Raw genomic sequence first — 19,847 nt, forward strand, 5'->3', positions numbered from 1 at the left:
GATAAGGACCCGCAATGACGGACATTCGCGACGATGCCCCACCCGCCACCGCCAAACACGCAAGCGCCACGCAGAATGCGGCGCGCGAAGGCCTGTCCGGCGAGGGCGACACCCTCATCGCCCGTTCGGTGACGATCAACCGCAGCCGGGACGATCTCTATCGGTTCTGGCGGGATTTTCCGAACCTCGCGAAGTTCATGGAGAACGTGAAGCGTATCGACGTGCTCGATGATTGCACGTCGCACTGGGTCGTTGCCGGCCCCGGCGAGACGACGGTCGAATGGGACGCGCAGATAACTCAGGATGTTCCGGGCGAAGCGATCGCCTGGGCATCGACGAACAGCCCTGACGTTTCCAACAGCGGGCGCGTGGAATTTCGCGACGCGGGCGAGAGAGGCACGGTCGTCACCGCGACGATCTTCTACAAAGCCCCCGGCGGATTTGTCGGGAAACTGATCGCCAAACTGTTCCAGCGCGAACCCGGCATTCAGGCGCGCCGCGACCTCAGGCGCTTCAAGCAACTCATGGAAACGGGCGAAGTGGCCACTGCGGCGCGCACGCTCAAGCAACGCGAAGAGGAGATTGCCTGATGCGTGCACTCACCTGGCACGGCAAGCACGACGTTCGGGTCGACACCGTGGATGACCCCGAAATCCTCAATCCGCGTGATGCCATCATCAAGGTGACGTCCACGGCGATCTGCGGCTCCGATCTTCACCTCTACGACGGCTTCATCCCGACAATGAAGGCAGGCGATATCCTCGGTCACGAATTCATGGGCGAGGTCGTCGAGACAGGTCCCGGATCGACCCTGCGCAAAGGCCAGCGCGTGGTCGTTCCCTTCACCATCGCGTGCGGGAGCTGCTATCATTGCGGCAAGCACCAGTATTCCGCCTGCGACAACGGCAATCCGGCAGACAATCAGGACATCGCCCAGGAACTCTACGGCCAGCCGATGTCCGGCCTGTTCGGCTACAGTCACATGACCGGCGGCTACGCGGGCGGCCAGGCAGAGTACGTGCGCGTGCCTTTCTCCGATGTGGGGCCTATCGTCATCCCGGACGGCATCGACGATGACCGGGTCCTGTTCCTTTCCGACATTCTTCCCACGGGCTGGCAGGCGGCCGAGAATGCAGAGATCGAGCCGGGCGATACGGTGGTCGTGTGGGGATGCGGCCCGGTCGGGCTTTTCGCCGTCCAGTCCGCCTTCCTGATGGGCGCAGAACGCGTGATCGCCATCGACCATTTTCCGCGGCGCCTCGAACTCGCGAGGCGGTTTGGCGCGGAGACGATCAACTATGAGGAAACCAGAACCTACGAAGCCCTGATCGAGATGACGGGCGGTATCGGCCCGGACGCCTGCATCGATGCGGTAGGCCTCGAGGCTCATGGGTTCTTCGCGGACAACGTCTGGGATCAGATCAAGGTCTCGACTTTCACGGGGACCGACCGGACGCACAGCATACGACAAGCGATCCACGCCTGCCGCAAGGGTGGCCGGATCTCGATGCCCGCCGTCTATGGCGGCTTCGTCGACAAGTTCCCGCTTGGCGCGTTCATGGAGAAAGGCCTGACCCTCAAGACCGGCCAGACCCATGTGCAGCATTACCTGCCGGGCCTGCTCAACGCCATCGTCGAGGACAAGATCGATACCACGTTCCTCATCAGCCATCGCCTGCCGCTGGAACAGGCGCCGGACGGGTATCGCATGTTTCGCGACCACCAGAATGACGTGACCAAGGTCGTGCTGAAGCCCGGCCTCGATCGCGTCGCCGCCTGAGGAGAACGCCCATGGGCGACAAATTCGCCATCGTCACAGGCGCGTCCACCGGGATCGGTTTCGAGCTTGCGCATTGCGCGGCGCGGGCCGGGTACGATCTGCTGGTGGCCGCCGACGAAGCGCTGATCGAGGCAGCCGCACGCGATTTCAGCCTGCAGGGGGTCAACGTCATGGCGGTGGAAGCCGACCTTTCGACGCTGGACGGCGTCGATCGCCTGCTTGCCGCAACCGGTGGGCGAGCGATCGATGTGCTTTGCGCCAATGCGGGCGTCGGCACGGGCGGGGCCTTCCTGCAGCAGGAGGTTGCGACCTGGCGCCATTCGATAGACACCAATGTCACCGGGACGGTCTATCTCCTGCAAAGCGTGCTGACCGGGATGGTCGCGCGCGGCTCGGGCAAGGTTCTCGTGACGGGGTCCATCGCGGGCTACATTCCCGGCAGCTTCAATGCCGTCTACAATGCGACCAAGGCTTTCATCGACAATTTCACCGAAGCCCTGCGCAATGAACTCAAGGACATCGACAGCGTCACGCTCACCACGCTGATGCCCGGTGCAACCGAGACCGAATTTTTCGCACGCGCAGACATGCTCGACACGCAGCTGGGCCAAAACGACAAGGCAGACCCTGCGAAAGTCGCTCGCGACGGCTGGGATGCGCTGATGGCGGGCAAGGGACACATCGTGTCCGGCTGGTCCAACAAGCTGCAGGTCGCCGGTGCCGGCATCGTCCCACAATCCGTTCTGGCGCAGCAGCATCGCAAGATGGCCGAGCCGGGAAGCGGAAACCGCTGAATACCTCCCATTTTTCCCGAACAGACAGTCGGAGCAGGTAATCCATGCAAATCGAGACGCCGCAAGGCCACGTCATCCACGTCAAGGACATGGGCGAGGGAAAGCCCGTCATCCTCATTCACGGCTGGCCGCTGACAGGGGACATGTGGGAATATCAGACGCTTGCTTTGCTCGAGGCCGGGTATCGCGTCATTACCTACGACCGGCGCGGGTTCGGTCAGTCGGGCCACCCCTCCGGCGGATATACCTATGATGTGTTCGCTGACGATCTCGCCGCGGTCATCGACAAGCTCGACGTTCCGAAAGTGTCTCTGGTGGGCTTTTCGATGGGTGGAGGCGAGATCGCGCGCTACCTGGCACGCTACGGCTCTGGCAAAGTGGACCGCGCGGTGCTCGTATCCTCGGTCGTGCCGTATCTGCTGAAGGACGACAGCAATCCGGACGGCGTCGATGCCGCGGTCTTCGAAGACATGAAGGCGCAGATCCGCGAGGATCGGTTTGCCTTCCTCCAGACATTCGCCAAGATGTTCTATGGCGTTGGCCTGGTCTCCAGGCCGGTGTCGAGCGCATTGCTCGACTGGACGTTCGCGCTCGCGATCATGGCGAGCCCGAAGGCCACAATCGACTGCGTCGATGCCTTCGGGCGTACGGACTTTCGGCCGGACTTGTCGGCCTTCGATATCCCGACGCTGGTGATCCACGGCACCTCCGACAAGACGGTGCCGATCGATCCGGCAGGACGTGCAGCGGCCGCCAGCATCGCTGGCGCGCAACTGGTAGAATACGACGGTGAGCCCCACGGCCTGTTCGCGACCGCACCCGACCGGCTCAACCGCGATCTGCTCGCGTTCCTTGCCGGATGAAGACCATCCCCTCCTTTTGATGCCCCTTAATGCCCCCTTCGATACAAGGGGAGCAGGTTCCGAGGACAAGGAGATCAGCTGTATGACTGAACCCAGTACACGCCGGGACGTCCTGAAGAGCGCGACATTGGCCGGAGCGACTCTCGCCGCGGTCCCGTCCCTGGCGCAAGACAGCAGACCGATGCAGGATCCCACGTCCAATCACACCAGCGACCCGTTTCCCGAGCAGCGGCAGGAATGGCCCGCGCTCCAGCGCGACATGAAGCCGGTGCCGGACTGCGGCGAGGCGACATATCGTGGAAGCGGCCGTCTCAAGGGGCGCAAGGCGCTTTTAACCGGCGGCGATTCCGGCATTGGCCGCGCCGCAGCGATCGCATTTGCCCGCGAGGGCGCGGACATTGCAATCAACTACTATCCGACCGAGGAGCCGGACGCTCAGGACGTCGCGCGGCTGCTGCTGGCGGAAGGGTGCAAAGTGAAGCTGCTTCCCGGCGATCTCACAGATGCCGGTTTCTGTCGCAATCTCGTGGCGCAGGCAGCGCAGGCTCTCGGAGGTCTCGATATCGTCGTCAACAATGCGGCCTATCAGCAGTCCAAGGCGTCGATCGACGAGATCAGCGAGGAACAGTTCGACCGGACCATGAAGACCAACGTCTATGCGATGTTCCATATCAGCAAGGCGGCCATTCCCCTGATGAAGCCGGGGGCCTGCTTCATCAATACCGCCTCGGTCAATTCGGTCAGTCCGGGAGAAGAGCTGCTGGATTACGCGACGACCAAGGGCGCGATCCTGATCTTCACCAAGGGGCTGGCCAAGCAGCTTGCAGCCAAGGGTATCCGGGTGAACGCCGTCGCCCCCGGTCCGGTCTGGACGCCGCTGCAGGTGGCAGGCGGGCAATTGCCGGGCAAGCTGAAGGAATTCGGGCAGGACACGCCGCTGGGCCGTGCAGGTCAACCTGCCGAGCTGGCCTCGCTCTATGTGACTCTTGCGGAAAGCGGGACGAGCTTCACCTCGGGCAGCGTATTCGGCGCCAATGGAGGAACCGGGATCATCTGACCGGGCGCAAGATCAGTGTCAGGTGCGCACCCATGACCACGCGCACCTGACACCGTCAGGGTCGGCTTCAACCGCCCCCTTTCTTCCGGCGGGTCTCCCAACCTTTCTTGGCGGCCGCCGACCGCTGTTCGTGACTCTGGCTGGACCCGCCGATGCGCCCCCCTTTACGAGACGAGGCGTGGTTTTCTTTCCTGCCGCGACCCGAGCCCGATTTGTTACCGCCGCCGGATTCCTTGTTGACCGTAGCCCAGGCCCGCCGCTCGGCTTCCTTGTGGCCGACGCCGCGGTCCTCGTAGCCTTCCTCGATGTGTTCCGCCTTGCGCTTCTGCTTGTCGGTATAGCTGGATTTGTCTCCACGGGGCATGATGCGGTCCTTTCTCTTCCTCAGGAACCCCGGTCGCTCAACGGTTCACCCCCTTCTTCCTCCTCCAGCAGAGCGGCCTCGGCCCCCGCTGCAGACAGCCGTACCTGATTGCCCTCCACTGCGGCGACCAGACCACCGGCGATGTAGTGATGATGGTCGCTGTGCGATCCGCTGTCGGCCTTGGTCATCTTGATCCGGTCACCCTCGACCCTGTCGACGGTGCCGATGTGCACGCCATCGGCGCCTATGATTTCCATGTGCTCGGTAACCTGACTGAGATCGGTCATGTGTCTTCCTCCTGGTGTGTTTCAGTGGGCGAATGATTATTCCGCTGCATGAGTTTTCTTCCCGAACGCCTTGCGCAGTTCGTCCTTCGCCTGCTCAAGGACATCGCGTTGCTGCTTGCCGAGATTGTCTCCGGCACGGTTGATGTAGAACGTCAGCATGCTCATTGCGGACTGAAGCGGCGTGCCCTTGCGCCGTTTGCTATGCTCTGCCGAACGATTTAGGGATGCGGCGATCTTGGCCGGATCTCCCTGCTTGAAGAGGCCTTCGTCCAGGTCCAGGGCATCCGAACGCTCTGTGACGTCCTGCGACCACTTCTTCTGTGTCACCGCTCTTTCCTTTCCCTCAGTTGAGGCCGGGGAGCGCCTTGCGGCAGTCGGCAGCGCATCCGCGGCACATTTCCGCACAGAGCCGGCAATGCTCATGCTAATGCCGCGCGCATTCGCGTGCGCAGGGCTCGCAGGTAAAGATGCATCTCTCGATCATCGCGCCCAAGATCGCGACATTGCTTCCCGTACGCCGCACGGCGATACGGCTGGTGACAGCGCAGACGTCCGCACAGTCGACGCAAACACGAATGCACTGGCGCATCTGCTCCGCTTCCGCGAGGCAGGCATCGGCACAGGAGGTGCACAAGGCTCCACAGAAAAGCGCATGCCGGCAGGCAGTGGCGAGGCCTTCGTTCAACGTCTCGACTTCCGGATGGAGTGCGATCATGTTGTGAAGTGACATCTGCCAATCTCCTCCGAATGCGACCGGGGCAAGAAGGGCTAATCGCGTGACGAGGCGGATGCTCCGCGGACTTGATCCATGTTATCGATATGTCATGAATTCGCGAAGCAGCCCGGGCTAGATTGGTTCGGCGCGGCACAGGTCCCGTAAAGCAGCGATCACGGCGTGGCGGTGTGGCGGTGTGGCGATGTAAGACGCATTATCGAAGGGCTCGGGAATCATCGCGGCGTCGTAGCCGGTCAGGAAAACGGATGGCACGTGTCGATCAGCCAGCAGATGCGGGGAGCGCAAACGACATACCTTCGCCAAGGTCGATGTCGATCATCGCGCAGTCGGGTGTCTGGATATCCAGCTGCCTGAGCGCTGCATCGACATTTGGGCATGGCCCGATCACCCGCCCACCGGCACCTTCAATTTCTTCGCGCAAGTCTTGGGCGATGAAGAATTCGTCTTCGACCACCAGGATGGTTTTACCGCCAAGTTCAACGTTCGCTCGACCGGGTTCCACTGCAATCCCTTTGGCTATCGTTCGCGGTCGAACCAATGGATGGTTCCCTCCGAGGGAATGCGTCACTGGACGCTCACCCGCGATGCCCAGGGCGTCGCCTGAGCCGTGCTGAACAAGCAGGGTTTGGGCGCCAACACCTTGTCTCAGGAGGTGCTGGGGGAATTCGCGCAGATCCTCGACTGCATCGAACAGCGCGCGCCAAGGGCCTTGGTGATCCGTTCGGCCAAGCGCGAGGGCTTTCTTGCGGGCGCAGACATCGGCGAGTTTCGCGGCGTCACTGATGAGGCCGCGATCCGCGGGTGTATCGCCAAGGCCCATGCCGTGGTCGACCGACTGGCGGGGGCTGACGATCCCCACGATCGCGGTCATGCACGGCTATGCCACGGGCGGCGGGCTGGAGATCGCGCTCGCCTGCACGCAGCGCATCACCGTCGAGGGTAGGGGCCGCCCCTTCCGAGCGCCTGCTTCACACCGGTGTCGGCCGCGCACGGTGGCACATCGATCTCTTACGTCAGCGCGGCGGCGTTCCCTTCTCTCTTGTTCTTGAGGCTTGCGATGACCAGGGGCGCCTCGCTCTACCTGCCGCAGTTGCCGATCGAACGGCTGCGCCGGCAGGAGCGACCATCCGCGCCGCGTGATCGCGCCGCCCCTCGGCCGGACTTCGGGCCGCGTTTCACCGAGCCTGTCGATGACGACCCCGGACCCTGCTCCGTGCCTCGCGGTGGCGGATGGCGTCCCGGTGCGCGTTGGGCGCAGGACCCCGAGCTTCGTGCGAAGCCGAGGGTGGGTGATATCGATGCCCTGCCCGCCCATCAGCGCCCGACCATGCGTGAAATGGGCCGGCGCAGCGAAGCAGCGGATCATCCTTTTCGCGCCATGGGCCCCGATGATGCAGGCGTGCCATGGCCGGCAGCGCCTGCACTGGCAGAGATGGCGCACCTGGCAAGGCCGATCGTGCTGATCGAACGGGCGGGGCAGCGCGACATCATCACGTCCGCCTGCCCCATCGCGCGCGCACTTGGCCTGCATCCCGGAATGGCTGCGGCACATGCACGCGCTCTTGTGACGGACCTTGATGTCCGCGATGCGGCGCCGGGGGACGACCGGGCATGGCTCGACCGGCTCGCGCTTCACGCTGCTCGCCACTGGACACCCGTGGCGAGCGTCAGTGCACCAGATGGTGCTCTGGCTCGAGCTTACCGGTACGACACATCTTTTCGGTGGCGAGGAAAGCTTCTGCCGCCGGGTCGTGCGTTTCCTCGCGCGCCTCGGCTTCACCGCGCACATTGCCATTGCCGGTACGCCGGGCGCTGCCCATGCCCTCGCCCGTTTTGCTGGCAAGCCGATCATCGTACTGCCTCCCGGCACCGAAACCCATGCGATTGCCTCGTTGCCGCTTGCGGCGCTGCGGCTTTCCGACGAGGCATTGGGAAGCGCTGCCCGGTTCGGTCTGCAGTGCATCGGCGATCTCTACGCGATCGCCCGAGGACCGCTTGCAAGGCGCCTCGGTCTTCGCACCGTCGAACGCCTCGATCAGGCACGCGGACTGGCAGCGGAACCCATCGTGGCAGTGGTGCCGTCCACAGCGCCGTATTCGGAGCGCCGGATGCTCGAGCCGATTGGAACGGCAGAAGCCATCAACCAGGTCATCAGCGATCTCGCCGATGCCTTGGTCCGCGAACTGGAACGGCGCCGCCTGGGGCTGCGTACTGCGGTCCTCACCTGCACGCGCGTCGATGCCGTCGAGGAGCGCATCGTGATCGGCACTGCAGGCGCCACGCGCGATGCGCGACATCTCGCGCGCATGTTCGCCATGCGTGTCGAACGTATCGACCCCGGGCTCGGCATCGAGGTGATGCGTCTCGTTGCCCCACGCGTCGAGCATCTGCAGCCGGTCATGATAGGGACCTTTCCTGGTCCTGACGGCAGGGAGCCCGAGCTCGCGCCGCTCATCGATCAGCTTGCTGGGCGGGTCGGGGAGAGGGCCCTGTTCCGCGCCGGTCCGGTCGAAAGCGATGTGCCCGAGCGCGCGGTGCGACGCGCTCCCCCTCTCGCATTGCCTCAAGGATGGCCGCAATGGCGCCGACCGGTACGTCTGCTTCCCCATCCCGAACCGCTGTCCGGCGTCGTCGCGCTGATGCCCGATCACCCGCCCCGGCGGTTTGCCTGGCGCGGCACGCTGTACAAGGTCGCGATCGGCGAAGGGCCCGAACGCGTTCATGGCGAATGGTGGCGCTCGGCACGCGAGATGTGGGCCGTGCGCGACTACTTCATGGTCGAGACCGATGGCGGTGAACGCTTCTGGCTGTTCCGGCGCGGCGACGGGCTCGATGCACCGACCGGTGATCTGAGCTGGTACATCCACGGCGTGTTCGGGTGATGGCACGCTACGTCGAACTCCAGGTCACCAGCCACTTCTCGTTCCTGCGCGGTGCGTCGGCACCTGAAGAACTCTTCGAGACAGGCGTTGCATTGGGGCACCTTGCGCTCGGCCTTGCCGATCACAATACGCTTGCCGGGATCGTGCGGGGCTGGGACGCGCAGAAGACAAGCGGCGTCCGGATGATCGCGGGATCGCGCATCGATCTCACCGATGGCCGCGCGCTGCTGCTCTATCCCCGCGACCGCGCCGCCTGGTCGCGCCTCACCCGACTGCTGTCGCTTGGCAAGGGACGTAGCGGCAAAGGCCGGTGCATCCTGTCCTGGAGCGACGTTGTCGAACACGCGGCGGGTTTCGTGGCAATCCTGCTGCCCGATCAGCCGGACAGCCGCACCGCGGCCAACCTGCAGGATCTTCGCTCCGTTTTCGGGCGCGACGGCTTTTGCGCGCTGTCGCTGCGGCGCCGGCCGGGCGACATGGCCCGTCTCCACGGCCTGGACAGGCTAGCGCGCGAAGCGGGCGTGCGTAGCGTTGCTACCGGCGACGTCCTCTATCACGATCTCACGATGCGTCCGCTGCAGGACGTGATGACCGCGATCCGGGAAAAGACGACGATCGATGCACTGGGCTTCCGGCGCGAGCGGTTCATGGATCGCAATCTCAAGTCGCCTGAAGAAATGGAGCGGCGGTTCGCGGCATTTCCCGATGCGATCCAGGCGAGCGCCGACATCGCCGAGCGCTGCCGTTTCGACCTTGGCGAAATCCAATACCAGTATCCCTACGAGCAGGTCATGGCCGGGCGCAGCGCGCAGCAAGCTCTCGCGAGCCTTACCGCGGATGCGGCGGCGCGCATGTTTCCCGGCGGCCTGCCGCAGGCCTATGCGAAGCAGATCGATCACGAACTGACGCTCATCGACCGGCTCGGCTATGCGCCCTACTTCCTGACGGTGAATGCGATCGTCACTGAAAGCCGCCGGCGCGGCATCCTGTGCCAAGGGCGAGGATCGGCGGCCAACAGCTGCGTGTGCTTCATGCTCGGCATCACCTCGATCGATCCGATCCGGCACGAGCTGCTGTTCGAACGCTTCGTCTCGGGCGAGCGCAAGGAACCTCCCGACATCGACGTCGACTTCGAGCACGAGCGCCGCGAGGAAATCATCCAGTGGATCTACGAGACTTACGGCCGTCATCGCTCGGCACTTACCGCTGTCGTCACCCGCTACCGCACCCGCGGAGCGGTGGCCGAGGTCGGCAAGGCCCTCGGCCTTCCCCGCGACCTGACAAAAATGCTGACCGGCCTGGTCTGGGGCTGGTCGATGGAAGGCATCACCGACGAACAGATCGAGAGCCTCAATCTCAATGCCGACGATCATCGCCTGCGCCTGACGCTGGAACTTTCGCGCCAGCTGATCGGCACGCCCCGACACCTCTCGCAGCATCCCGGCGGCTTCGTGCTGACGCAGGAAGGCTCGATGATCTGGTGCCCATTGAACCGGCACGCATGGAGGACCGCCAGATCATCGAATGGGACATGGACGACATCGATGCCCTGAAGTTCATGAAGGTCGATGTGCTGGGCCTCGGTATGCTCGGCTGCATGAACCGCGCGTTCAACCTGCTCGAACAGCACAAGGGCGTGTACAAGACCATGGCCGATCTGCAGGACGATGACCCGGACGTCTACGCCATGATCCAGAAGGCCGACACCCTCGGGGTCTTCCAGATCGAAAGCCGCGCGCAGATGTCGATGCTGCCGCGTCAAGCCGAAGGAATTCTACGACCTCGTCATCGAAGTCGCGATCGTGCGCCCGGGGCCCCATCCAGGGCGACATGGTCCACCCCTACCTTCGTCGCCGCGAAGGCAAGGAGACGCCGGAATATCCCAGGCCCGAGCTCGAGGCGGTTCTGAAGAAGACCCTCGGTGTGCCGCTGTTCCAGGAGCAGGCGATGAAGGTTGCGATCGTCGGTGCCGGCTTCACGCCGGTCGAGGCCGACCAGCTGCGCCGCGCCATGGCGACCTTCAAGTTGACCGGCGGCGTCAGTCACTTCTACGACAAGCTGGTGAACGGCATGATGGCCCGCGGCTATCCCGGGGACTTTGCCGAACGCACCTTCAAGCAGATCGAAGGCTTCGGCTCCTACGGCTTTCCGGAAAGCCATGCCGCCTCGTTCGCCAAGATCGCCTATGCCAGCTGCTGGATGAAGCACCATCATCCCGATGTCTTCTGCGCGGCACTCCTCAATGCCCAGCCCATGGGTTTCTACGCCCCGGCCCAGATCGTGCGCGATGCGCGGGCACATGGCGTCGAAGTCCGGCCGGTCTCGATCAACCACAGCCACTGGGACTGCAGCCTCGAACCGGGTCGAGGCCGCCTCCATGCGGTCCGCCTCGGCTTTCGCCAGGTTCGCGGTCTTGCCAACATCCATGCCGCCGCGATCGTCGCGGCCCGGGGCCTGCCCCCTTCCAGAGCGTCGAGGAAGTCTGGCGCCGTGCCGGAACCCCGCGCGCCGCGATCGAACGGCTGGCGGAAGCCGATGCCTTCGCCGCTCTGGCTGAGGATCGACGCCAGGGCCTGTGGAAAGTGAAGGGTCTGGGCGAGGCTCCGCTGCCGCTTTTAGCAGCGGCCGACGCGCGCGAGGCGGGGTTCTTGCCCGAAGAGGTTGAACCCAGCGTCGATCTGAAGGCCATGCGCGCGGGGCGCGAGGTCGTCGAGGACTATCGCGCGCTGCAGCTTTCGCTGCGCGGTCATCCGCTGCAGTTCCTGCGCTCCCGGCTCGATGCCATGCAGGTAGTCCGGTGCGCCGACCTGCCGTCCGTTCGTGATGGCCGCAACATCGAGGTTGCTGGTGTCATTCTCGTTCGCCAGCGACCCGGCTCGGCAAAGGGAGTGCTCTTTGTCACGATCGAGGACGAGACGGGGGTCGCCAACGGCATCCTGTGGCCGGACAAGTTCGAGATCTATCGCCGCCAGATCATGTCCGCCTCGATGATCGCCATGCGCGGACGTCTCCAGAAGGAAGGCGATGTCATTCACATCATCTGCGATCGCATCGTGAACCACGACGACATGCTGCGCGCGATCGCGCAGACCCACTTCACCGTCACACCCGGACGCGGCGACGGCGCCAGTCACGGCGGCGGGCCCGATCCGCGTGAGCCCGGCATCCCGCGCGGCCGGACGCTGGCCCCGCCGCCTTTCCCGACCACTCACCCTCGCGACGATCTCATCGCGATCCGCAGCCACGATTTCCATTGAGCCCTTTCCCTTGAGCCAGCGGGCTCACGAGCCCGGCTCGCGGTTGTCCCCGTCTCGATCTTCCGTTGTCTTCCCGCCGCGCCTGACACGCCCTATCAGGCCCGACCATGACGAGCCTCGAGCCTTCCCTTGCCGAAGCCGCCCGCATGCTTGCGACACATCCGGACTTCAAGATCCTGCGCAGACTGGCGCAGGTGCAGCGCCTTCATGATGGACCGGCCCATGGCGCGATGCGTGTAGGCGTTGCCATCGACGTCGAGACCACCGGGCTCGATCGCGAAACCGACCGGATCATCGAACTTGCTGTCCAGCGATTTCGTTTCGACGAGCGTGGCCGCATCCTCCAAGTTGGCACGCCGCGGGCGTGGCGAGAGGATCCGCAGGCTCCACTCGATCCGCGCATCACCAAGCTCACGGGCCTCACCGACGAGGTGCTGGCCGGCCAGAGCATCGATGAGGCAGCAGCCATCGAAATCCTGGCTTCAGGGGACCTCATCGTTGCCCATAATGCCGCCTTCGATCGTCCGTTCGTCGATCGCCGCCTCCCCGCGATCGCCGGCAAGGCATGGGCCTGTACGATGGCCGAGATCGACTGGCTCGAGCTTGGCTTCGATGGCCGGGCCCTCGCGCAACTCGTCGCGCAGTGTGGCTGGTTCTACGAGGGGCACCGCGCCGAGAACGACATCCTGGCGCTCATCTACCTTCTGGCGCATCAGACGCCCGACAGTGAGACAATACTCGCCAGGCTGGCGACTGCTTCGCAACGGCCCAGCTTCCGGGTCAATGCCGTGGATGCACCGTTCGAAGGCAAGGACGCGCTGAAGGCGCGAGGCTACCGCTGGGATCCTGCTATGCGCTTCTGGTGGCGGACCATCGGGGAAGAGGAGATGGAAATCGAGCGCACATGGCTGCTCCAGGATATCTACACCGGTCACGGCGAGCCGGCATTCCTTCCGCAGTCCGCCTGCGAGCGATACCGCTAGTGATGTAGCATCGACATGTCTGAAACCGCAGGGCTTCCCCAGCCCTTGCGTGCTCTATGAAGCGATCATGCACAAATCGATCCTACTCGCCGTCTCGCTCGCCGCTTCTCTCACCGCCACCACGCCCGCCCATGCCTGGGGACCGGTCGGTCACCGCATCACCGGCGCAATCGCTGACGAGAACCTGAGCGGTCTCGCCCGGGCCAATGTCCACCTGCTGCTCGGCAGCGAGGATCTCGCCGAGGCGGCGACCTGGCCCGACGACATGAAGTCCGACCCGGATGTGTTCTGGCAGAAGCAGGCGAGCCCGTGGCATTACGTGACCGTTGCCGGCGACGACTACGCTGCATCGGACACGCCGCCGGCGGGTGACGCGAAAACCGCGCTCGCGCGCTTCACCGCGACGCTGCGCGATCCCAAGGCCACGCTAGACGACAGGCGCCTCGCCCTTCGTTTCATCGTCCATATCATCGGCGATCTGCATCAGCCGCTCCATGCCGGCACCGGAATCGATCGCGGCGGCAATGCGGTTTCGGTCACCTGGTTCGGCAAGCCGAGCAACCTGCATTCAGTGTGGGATTCGGCGCTGATCGAGCAGCGCTCGCTCTCCTATTCCGAGTATGCCGCATGGCTGTCGCGATCGATCACACCAGCCGAGGTCATCGCATGGAACGAGCGCGATCCCGCAGTCTGGATCCACGAGAGCATCGCGCTGCGCAGGACGATCTATCCCACCGATCCAGCCCTCTCGTGGGATTACGCCTATGCACATCGCACCGAGATCGATGATCGGCTGAAACGCGCAGGTCTGCGCATCGCGGCCTACCTCAACTGGGTCTTCGACGCGCCCCTTCCTCCAAAGGGCAACGCGAAGCGCTAGCAATCGCGCCCGAGGGCTAAAGCATCTCGAGTGGCCGGCGTCCGCCCGGTGCCGGAAACGCCCGCTCGAGTGTCGCGAAGTCCGCCTGTGTCAGGACGAGGTCCACGGCCGCACGGTTGTCGCGCACGTGGGCGATCGAGGCCGCCTTGGGAATGGGCAGCACTCCGGGCCGCGTCATGAGCCAGGCAAGCGCCACCTGCGCCGGGCTGGCATCATGCCGCGACGCCACCTCATCCAGCGCATGATGGTGGAGCAGCCTGCCCTGCTCCACGGGGCTATAGCCCATGACCGGAACGCGGCGCCTTTCGAGCCACGGAATCAGGTCGAACTCGGGGCCGCGCCGGGTAAGGTTGTAGAGGATCTGGTTCGTGGCACAGGTGCCGCCGCCAGAAGCGACAAGTTCATCCATGTCGTCGGTGTCGAGGTTGCTGACGCCCCAGCGAGCAATCAGCCCCGCCGCCACAAGCATTTCCATGGCATCCACAGTCTCGGCGAGAGGCACGTTGCCGCGCCAGTGGAGGAGATACAGGTCGAGCCGGTCGGTCCCCAGTCGGCGCAGGCTTGCCTCGCAGGCACTACGCAACCGCCTGGCAGACGCATTCTGCGGGTAGGCCTTGCTGACAAGGAACACCGCATCGCGCCGACCGGTGATCGCCTCGCCAACGACGCGCTCGGCCTTGCCGTCGGCATACATCTCGGCAGTGTCGATCAGGGTCAGGCCAAGATCGATGCCTTCGCGCAAAGCGGCGATCTCGGCGGAGCGGCGATCAGGGCGTTCGCCCATCATCCAGGTGCCCTGGCCCAATGCGGGAACGGCGGTGCCATCGGGAAACGAAATCGTCTTCATGACCGGATGAATGCTCCGCAGGCGTCCCGGTTCGCATCATGTTTCATATGGCCCGGATCGACGGTCCGCATGCTCGCGACTCAAAACCTCTTCGCCAGGCTGCGGAACGTCATCGACCAGCGCGGGCGCTCCATCTCGACGATGCTGTGCTCCTACTCGTGCCGGGCAGCGCCGCGCATGTGGTAGATGCCCCGTGGCTCGAGAGGCGCCGATGCCCGTTCGAAACCCTCGCCCCGCCGACGCCGGAACCGCATCGTCGCCGGCTCGCCCAGGGAAATGCCGACAACATCTGAGTAAATCGGGCGGTCACGGTGCCAGCCGATACCAGCGCCGGGACCGTAGCGGATCAACAGCGCCTGGATCATCTCACCGGGTTCGAGCCCGGCGAAGGACGCCGCCCGGTCGCGGAAGGGTGCCAGCCAGTCCGGGATCGGCGGGGCCTCCTTCGGCTGGCCCAACTCGAAATCATAGTTCCAGCCGAACGACGTCGTCAGCCGCTTGCCCGTCCAGCCCTGGAAGCGGAACGGCGTGAGATCGCATGCGTCGATATGCGCGATCAGCGCGCGCTCCTCAGCCGCGTCGATGATGTCGCCGCGCAAGGCCAGTCCCGGCAGGACGTGCGCTTCGAACAGATCGAGCATCAAGCTGCCTTTCCTTGACGGAACATCGGCAATTCAGCCTCTTGTGCGACTGGCGGCTCGACGAAGTTCGAGACCGTGACGCCGACAAGGCGGATACCCTTGGCGGGAGGAAGGACCGAGCGGACGAGGTCCAGGGCGGATCGGCGCAGGTCATCCTGGGTCGTCACCGCGCCCGCCTGGCTGCGGCTGCGCGTGATCTGCTGGAAGTCGCCGTACTTGACCTTCACTGTCACGGTGCGACCGAAGGCACCCCGGCTTTCGCACCATTTCCACACGTCGTCGGCCATTCGAAGAATGCCCGCCTCGATCGCAGCCGGATCGGTCAGGTCGTGGTCGAAGGTCGTTTCCGCACCCGAGGACTTGCGAACCCGGTCCGGATTGACCGGCCGGTCGTCCTGCCCACGCGAGATCGAATGATACCAGCCGGCGGAACTTCCAAAATGCTGCTGGAGAAACTCGAATGACTTCGCCCTGAGATCCGCTCCGGTCTCGATCCCGAGACGCTTCATCTTGTCCGCCGTCACCGGCCCGACACCGTGGAAACGGCTGACCGGCAGCGTCTCGACCCAGGCCGGTCCCATGTCGGGCGTCACCGCGAATTGCCCGTTCGGCTTGCGCTGATCGGAGGCGAGCTTGGCGAGGAACTTGTTGTAGGAGATACCGGCCGAAGCGGTCAGCCCGGTCTCCTCCAGGATCGCCGCACGGATTTCCTTTGCCGTGCGCCACGCGGTCTCGATGCCGCGCCTGTTTGCGGTGACATCGAGATAGGCCTCATCCAACGAAAGCGGCTGGATGAGATCGGTGTAGCGCGCAAAGACCCCATGGATCCGGCGCGACACGTCCTGGTATACGTCGAAGCGCGGCGGCACGAACACGAGGTCCGGGCAACGGCGCATCGCCGTCACCGATGGCAGCGCGGAACGGACTCCGAACGTGCGGGCCTCGTAGCTTGCTGCGGCCACGACGCCCCGCGCCGCCGCATATCCGACGGCCACGGGACGTCCGCGAAGGGATGGATTATCGCGCTGCTCCACGGATGCGAAGAAGGCATCCATGTCCACGTGAATGATCTTGCGGACGGTGGTATCGACCATGCCTGCGGCATTACCACAGTCGGAACATGATGAGAACATGCGATCGCCTCAAGGCGACCATCCATTCGTCGTGTCTGGCGACCGGCGCCGTCCCGCCGTCGATCGTGAACTCCGTTCCGGTGATGCTCCCGGCGAGGTCCGAGGCGAGGAAGACGAAAAGACCTCGCGACCTCAGGAACACTTCGGTCGCATTCGAGGCGTTCATCGATCTCGCGCGTCAGGTCATAGCCTCTGGTACGAACCCGGCCCGCACGGCATCCCATCTGGTTTCGGCGGTCGGGGGCATGCCCCTCGAGGCCGCATCGAATGGCTTGTGGGATGATCTGCATGCAATGGTTTCGTACCCCGGCCGCTGAATGTCAGGTGACCAAAGATGCAGGCGGGGATGTAGCGCCGGAAGGGCTCAGATGGGTTGAACGATGCGTCATCGGCGCGGCGATTTGGGGCGCAGCCGAACTGATTCGCGCCCCGCCGCAATGAATGTCAATCAGGGATCGGGGCCACCCGTGCCCTCAGGCCCATGCCGGGGTTGAAGGTCACGACACGTCGCGCGCTCACAATTGCCTGCTGGCCCGTCTTCGGGTTCCGACCGATGCGGGGTGCCTTGTCATTGAGCAGGAACGTGCCGAAGTTCGTGATCTTCACGTTTTCTCCGCGCTCGAGAGCAGCCGCCATCTCCTCAAGGATGGCATCGACCATGTACGAGGCGTCGCGGATCGAGATCCCGACCCGACGGCTGATGGCCGCTGCCATTTCCGCGCGCGTGAGTGTCCTGGATTGCTGCGGCAAAGAATGTCTCCTCAGGCACAAACCATAACGCGGCAGCCACAGAAATAGCATTCGGCAAACACGGGAATTTTTTCGTCGGGACTACTTTCGGCAGCCCCCTGCAGTCCGCCGCTACCGGTCCCGATGCGCTGTTAGGCAGGAATAATCAGAGCGACAACGCACTTGAGCACACAGGATCGGCGTGACAGCGCACCTTGCGCGCTTGCGACTCAACTTGCCGACGGATCGTCATAGTCCGTCGCAGCACCGACGCCGCTCGACGCGACGTACATCAGCAATTCATCCTTTGGGGGTTCTGATAGCTTTCAACCCGGAGGTCTTGATGAAAATTCTCAAAATATCTCTAGCACTTGCGATGGTTGCCAGCAGCATCGGCGTGGCGGCGACGGCAGAGGCTCATCCGCGTGGAGATCGACATCGTTACGAGCAGCGCCACTACGACCGCCATTACCGAGACCATCGTCGCTACGAGCGTCCGCGCCACTGGAGCGACCGCCGGTATCGCGGCAATCATCGCCGTTGCTGGACGGAGTGGCGGCACCACCGCAAGGTCCGCGTCTGCCGATGATCGCGCTTCCTTAAATCTCGGCGTGGACGATCGGGAGCCTTGAAAGGAACTTCACCCGTCGTCCGCTGCCGGCCTTCTCTACCGCAGTAGGGCCTTGAGAGAAGATGGCCCGGGATTATCGATGCTGACGAGTTGGTCGTCAGCTAGAACCCGCTACTGCCTGCTGTGCAACGACGGCGCCTTGCCCACGCTCGAGCATGATAGTGCCAGCGTCTACCGGATCCATGGCTGGCCAGTAAAGGTATCCCTGTCCCAACAGACATCCCAGCTTGCAAAGTCGGTCCTCCTGTTCACGCGTTTCGACCCCTTCGGCAACCACCTTGATGCCAAGATCATCGGCGATCCGGATCAGCCCGCCCACGATCGCGGCGCTGGGTTGGGAATACACCACACCATCGACGAAGGACTTGTCGATCTTGATGATATCGACCGGCACCTGCAACAAATGGGTCAGTGAAGCGAAGCCGGTGCCGAAGTCATCCAGCGCGATCTTCAGTCCCTTGGCTCGCATGGCGGCCATCGCCGTGCGCACAACCCCGGCGTCGTCGTCCATATAAACGGACTCGGTGACCTCCAGGATAACGTGCTTCAACGGCACGTCGTGCTTCCCGAACGCCTCCGCAACCAGCGCGTATATCGCACCATTATGAAAGTCAGCTGAGGACACATTGATGCCGACATGCTGGAAAGGGATGCCCAGATCCAGCCAGTAGCGCACGTCTGCGGCAACTTGCGCGATCATGTTCGCGGTGAGCGCACTTGCAATGCTGGCGTCGGTCGTGGCCTCGTGGAAAAGATGTGCAGGCAATACTGACTTGCCGATGTGCATACGGCACAACGCCTCGACACCAACCACCTCGCCGGTCTCCAGCTTGATGATCGGTTGATAATGGGCCCTGATACGATCTTCGCGCAAAGCCGCATCGACATCCCGGATGGCTGTCAGCCTGCGCGTCATACGCGATCCGATGCCCGGCCAGTACCGCATATACCCGCCGCGCCCGGTCTCCTTCGCGTGATAAAGCGCGAAGTCGGCGTTCTGCCGCACCCGCTCTGCGACCCGGTCTCCTGCAGAGCATACCGCAAAGCCGATCGTCGCGCGCGGGACGATAACGCTGCTGCCACAATCGACAGGAGGGCTCACCGCTGCCAGGAAGCTTTCCATCGAACTTTCCATATTACGCAGCGTCGCGGTCTGGGTGATGATCAACGCGAACTCATCCCCGCCGATACGAAACACGCGGTCCGATCCGGCTGCACGGGAGAGCCTCTCCGCGACATGTCGCAGAACATGGTCCCCGGCCTGATGCCCGAAAGTGTCGTTCACCACTTTCAGGTTATCGAGGTCGACAAGGCACAGGGCCCAACCACCCGGCACTGCGCAGTCGAGCTCCGCCAGCGCACCGTCAAACGCGGCACGGTTGCCCATGCCGGTCAGCACATCGGTATTGGCGCGCCTCTCATGCTCGAGCACCCGACGATGGCGATCGAGTGCGATGGCGCAGAGGTGCACGCACTGGGCCACGATCTCGCGCTCCAGCGGGGAAGGTCCGCGGCACTCGCGGTAATAAAATGCAAACGTCGCGACTGCACGAGGCTGCGATCCGAAGATCGGACTGGACCAGCATCCCCGCAGGCCCAGTGGAAGGGCGAGGTTCCGGAACCGTTCCCAACGCGGGTCCGTCGCGATGTCGCTGCATACGATTTCTTCGCCGAGGTAAGCCGCCGTGCCGCAGGCGCCGACACTCGGACCGATGGCCAACCCATCGATCGCCGAACAGTAGTGCGCTGGAAGGCTTGGCCCGGCGAGCGTACACAGTGTTCCGGCACTATCGACGGTAAGGACCGAGCAGATGACCCCGGGAACCATCCGCTCAACCTCTCGGCACAGCCTGACCATCGTAGCGGAGAGTGGCTCGCCCGTCGCAATCATCTCCAGGATGGTGTTCTGCAGTCCCGTCACGTCCGACCTCAAGCCTAACCCTCTCCTGATCGCTCCGGCCTACCAAACTAAACGATAACGAC

18 protein-coding genes and 3 pseudogenes are annotated in these 19,847 nt (G+C 63.9%); 10 read left to right on the plus strand and 11 right to left on the minus strand.

From position 1 onward, the window contains the following. Positions 1 to 14 precede the first annotated feature (14 nt). The 5 genes from KZO24_RS27880 to KZO24_RS27900 all read left to right on the plus strand — a co-directional run bounded on the left by KZO24_RS27880 (position 15) and on the right by KZO24_RS27900 (position 4,494). On the plus strand, positions 15 to 590 hold the full coding sequence (locus tag KZO24_RS27880) for an SRPBCC family protein (RefSeq protein WP_486488308.1): 576 nt from the start codon (positions 15 to 17) through the stop codon (positions 588 to 590). Continuing rightward, positions 590 to 1,780, plus strand: coding sequence for a zinc-dependent alcohol dehydrogenase (locus KZO24_RS27885; RefSeq protein WP_486488309.1), 1,191 nt, complete (start codon positions 590 to 592; stop codon positions 1,778 to 1,780). Before KZO24_RS27880 ends, KZO24_RS27885 begins: the two co-directional genes overlap by 1 nt. Positions 1,781 to 1,791: 11 nt before the next feature. Then, entirely contained in the window at positions 1,792 to 2,574 is a 783-nt protein-coding gene (locus KZO24_RS27890) for an SDR family NAD(P)-dependent oxidoreductase (protein WP_486488310.1), read from the plus strand. 44 nt (positions 2,575 to 2,618) lie between these two features. Beyond that, positions 2,619 to 3,437, plus strand: coding sequence for an alpha/beta fold hydrolase (locus tag KZO24_RS27895; protein ID WP_486488311.1), 819 nt, complete (start codon positions 2,619 to 2,621; stop codon positions 3,435 to 3,437). 82 nt (positions 3,438 to 3,519) lie between these two features. Then, a complete protein-coding gene (locus KZO24_RS27900) occupies positions 3,520 to 4,494 on the plus strand; it encodes an SDR family oxidoreductase (RefSeq protein WP_486488312.1) in 975 nt (324 codons plus the stop codon). 67 nt (positions 4,495 to 4,561) lie between these two features. Here KZO24_RS27900 and KZO24_RS27905 read toward each other — a convergent pair whose 3' ends face one another. From KZO24_RS27905 to KZO24_RS27925, 5 genes and pseudogenes are all read right to left on the minus strand, one after another. Next, on the minus strand, positions 4,562 to 4,858 hold the full coding sequence (locus KZO24_RS27905) for a plasmid stabilization protein (RefSeq protein WP_103098015.1): 297 nt from the start codon (positions 4,856 to 4,858) through the stop codon (positions 4,562 to 4,564). Between the two features lie 20 nt (positions 4,859 to 4,878). Next, positions 4,879 to 5,145, minus strand: coding sequence for a DUF2171 domain-containing protein (locus tag KZO24_RS27910; protein ID WP_232491426.1), 267 nt, complete (start codon positions 5,143 to 5,145; stop codon positions 4,879 to 4,881). A 36-nt stretch (positions 5,146 to 5,181) separates the two neighbouring features. Continuing rightward, entirely contained in the window at positions 5,182 to 5,472 is a 291-nt protein-coding gene (locus KZO24_RS27915; RefSeq protein ID WP_486488313.1) for a DUF3175 domain-containing protein, read from the minus strand. Between the two features lie 16 nt (positions 5,473 to 5,488). Then, positions 5,489 to 5,875, minus strand: a pseudogene (locus KZO24_RS27920) (four-helix bundle copper-binding protein). 265 nt (positions 5,876 to 6,140) lie between these two features. After that, a complete protein-coding gene (locus tag KZO24_RS27925) occupies positions 6,141 to 6,752 on the minus strand; it encodes a response regulator (RefSeq protein ID WP_486488314.1) in 612 nt (203 codons plus the stop codon). An 808-nt stretch (positions 6,753 to 7,560) separates the two neighbouring features. On the opposite strand from KZO24_RS27925, the gene KZO24_RS27930 reads away from it, so the two are divergent. The 4 genes and pseudogenes from KZO24_RS27930 to KZO24_RS27945 all read left to right on the plus strand — a co-directional run bounded on the left by KZO24_RS27930 (position 7,561) and on the right by KZO24_RS27945 (position 13,883). Further along, a complete protein-coding gene (locus KZO24_RS27930) occupies positions 7,561 to 8,763 on the plus strand; it encodes a DUF6504 family protein (protein WP_486488315.1) in 1,203 nt (400 codons plus the stop codon). Beyond that, a pseudogene (locus KZO24_RS27935) lies at positions 8,763 to 12,020 on the plus strand (error-prone DNA polymerase). The gene KZO24_RS27930 and the pseudogene KZO24_RS27935 overlap by 1 nt, the downstream one beginning before the upstream one ends. A 107-nt stretch (positions 12,021 to 12,127) precedes the next feature. Continuing rightward, entirely contained in the window at positions 12,128 to 13,003 is an 876-nt protein-coding gene (locus KZO24_RS27940) for a 3'-5' exonuclease (protein WP_486488316.1), read from the plus strand. Between the two features lie 67 nt (positions 13,004 to 13,070). Next, positions 13,071 to 13,883, plus strand: a complete 813-nt coding sequence (locus tag KZO24_RS27945; protein WP_486488317.1) for a S1/P1 nuclease — start codon at positions 13,071 to 13,073, stop codon at positions 13,881 to 13,883. Positions 13,884 to 13,899: 16 nt separating this feature from the next. Here the strand turns inward: KZO24_RS27945 and KZO24_RS27950 are convergent, their stop codons facing one another. The 5 genes and pseudogenes from KZO24_RS27950 to KZO24_RS27970 all read right to left on the minus strand — a co-directional run bounded on the left by KZO24_RS27950 (position 13,900) and on the right by KZO24_RS27970 (position 17,218). Then, a complete protein-coding gene (locus tag KZO24_RS27950) occupies positions 13,900 to 14,742 on the minus strand; it encodes an aldo/keto reductase (protein ID WP_486488427.1) in 843 nt (280 codons plus the stop codon). Positions 14,743 to 14,882: 140 nt separating this feature from the next. Next, entirely contained in the window at positions 14,883 to 15,371 is a 489-nt protein-coding gene (locus KZO24_RS27955; protein ID WP_486488318.1) for an alpha-ketoglutarate-dependent dioxygenase AlkB, read from the minus strand. Beyond that, positions 15,371 to 16,465 carry a DNA polymerase IV gene (gene dinB / locus KZO24_RS27960; protein WP_486488319.1) on the minus strand — a complete coding sequence of 365 codons (1,095 nt, stop codon included), beginning with the start codon at positions 16,463 to 16,465 and terminating at the stop codon, positions 15,371 to 15,373. Before dinB ends, KZO24_RS27955 begins: the two co-directional genes overlap by 1 nt. Before the next feature lie 76 nt (positions 16,466 to 16,541). Beyond that, positions 16,542 to 16,625, minus strand: a pseudogene (locus tag KZO24_RS27965) (short-chain dehydrogenase); the annotation flags it as partial. Between the two features lie 323 nt (positions 16,626 to 16,948). Further along, entirely contained in the window at positions 16,949 to 17,218 is a 270-nt protein-coding gene (locus KZO24_RS27970) for an integration host factor subunit alpha (RefSeq protein ID WP_486488320.1), read from the minus strand. Between the two features lie 358 nt (positions 17,219 to 17,576). On the opposite strand from KZO24_RS27970, the gene KZO24_RS27975 reads away from it, so the two are divergent. Further along, positions 17,577 to 17,822 (plus strand): hypothetical protein, encoded by a 246-nt coding sequence (locus KZO24_RS27975; protein WP_486488321.1) that lies wholly within the window; start codon positions 17,577 to 17,579, stop codon positions 17,820 to 17,822. A 139-nt stretch (positions 17,823 to 17,961) separates the two neighbouring features. Here the strand turns inward: KZO24_RS27975 and KZO24_RS27980 are convergent, their stop codons facing one another. Then, positions 17,962 to 19,755, minus strand: coding sequence for a putative bifunctional diguanylate cyclase/phosphodiesterase (locus KZO24_RS27980; RefSeq protein WP_486488428.1), 1,794 nt, complete (start codon positions 19,753 to 19,755; stop codon positions 17,962 to 17,964). Between the last annotated feature and the right edge of the window lie 92 nt (positions 19,756 to 19,847).

The sequence above is a fragment of the Novosphingobium sp. NFX11 genome, assembly GCF_057376415.1.

What these genes read in the sequence shown, in the direction of transcription:
- KZO24_RS27900 (WP_486488312.1), top strand. Translation starts at nt 3,520, where the DNA reads ATGACTGAACCCAGTACACGCCGGGACGTCCTGAAGAGCGCGACATTG.
- KZO24_RS27955 (WP_486488318.1), bottom strand. Translation starts at nt 15,371, where the DNA reads ATGCTCGATCTGTTCGAAGCGCACGTCCTGCCGGGACTGGCCTTGCGC.
- dinB (WP_486488319.1), bottom strand. Translation starts at nt 16,465, where the DNA reads ATGGTCGATACCACCGTCCGCAAGATCATTCACGTGGACATGGATGCC.
- KZO24_RS27880 (WP_486488308.1), top strand. Translation starts at nt 15, where the DNA reads ATGACGGACATTCGCGACGATGCCCCACCCGCCACCGCCAAACACGCA.
- KZO24_RS27975 (WP_486488321.1), top strand. Translation starts at nt 17,577, where the DNA reads ATGAAAATTCTCAAAATATCTCTAGCACTTGCGATGGTTGCCAGCAGC.
- KZO24_RS27925 (WP_486488314.1), bottom strand. Translation starts at nt 6,752, where the DNA reads ATGACCGCGATCGTGGGGATCGTCAGCCCCCGCCAGTCGGTCGACCAC.
- KZO24_RS27905 (WP_103098015.1), bottom strand. Translation starts at nt 4,858, where the DNA reads ATGCCCCGTGGAGACAAATCCAGCTATACCGACAAGCAGAAGCGCAAG.
- KZO24_RS27940 (WP_486488316.1), top strand. Translation starts at nt 12,128, where the DNA reads ATGACGAGCCTCGAGCCTTCCCTTGCCGAAGCCGCCCGCATGCTTGCG.
- KZO24_RS27930 (WP_486488315.1), top strand. Translation starts at nt 7,561, where the DNA reads ATGGTGCTCTGGCTCGAGCTTACCGGTACGACACATCTTTTCGGTGGC.
- KZO24_RS27970 (WP_486488320.1), bottom strand. Translation starts at nt 17,218, where the DNA reads ATGGCAGCGGCCATCAGCCGTCGGGTCGGGATCTCGATCCGCGACGCC.
- KZO24_RS27945 (WP_486488317.1), top strand. Translation starts at nt 13,071, where the DNA reads ATGCACAAATCGATCCTACTCGCCGTCTCGCTCGCCGCTTCTCTCACC.
- KZO24_RS27895 (WP_486488311.1), top strand. Translation starts at nt 2,619, where the DNA reads ATGCAAATCGAGACGCCGCAAGGCCACGTCATCCACGTCAAGGACATG.
- KZO24_RS27980 (WP_486488428.1), bottom strand. Translation starts at nt 19,755, where the DNA reads ATGATTGCGACGGGCGAGCCACTCTCCGCTACGATGGTCAGGCTGTGC.
- KZO24_RS27910 (WP_232491426.1), bottom strand. Translation starts at nt 5,145, where the DNA reads ATGACCGATCTCAGTCAGGTTACCGAGCACATGGAAATCATAGGCGCC.
- KZO24_RS27890 (WP_486488310.1), top strand. Translation starts at nt 1,792, where the DNA reads ATGGGCGACAAATTCGCCATCGTCACAGGCGCGTCCACCGGGATCGGT.
- KZO24_RS27885 (WP_486488309.1), top strand. Translation starts at nt 590, where the DNA reads ATGCGTGCACTCACCTGGCACGGCAAGCACGACGTTCGGGTCGACACC.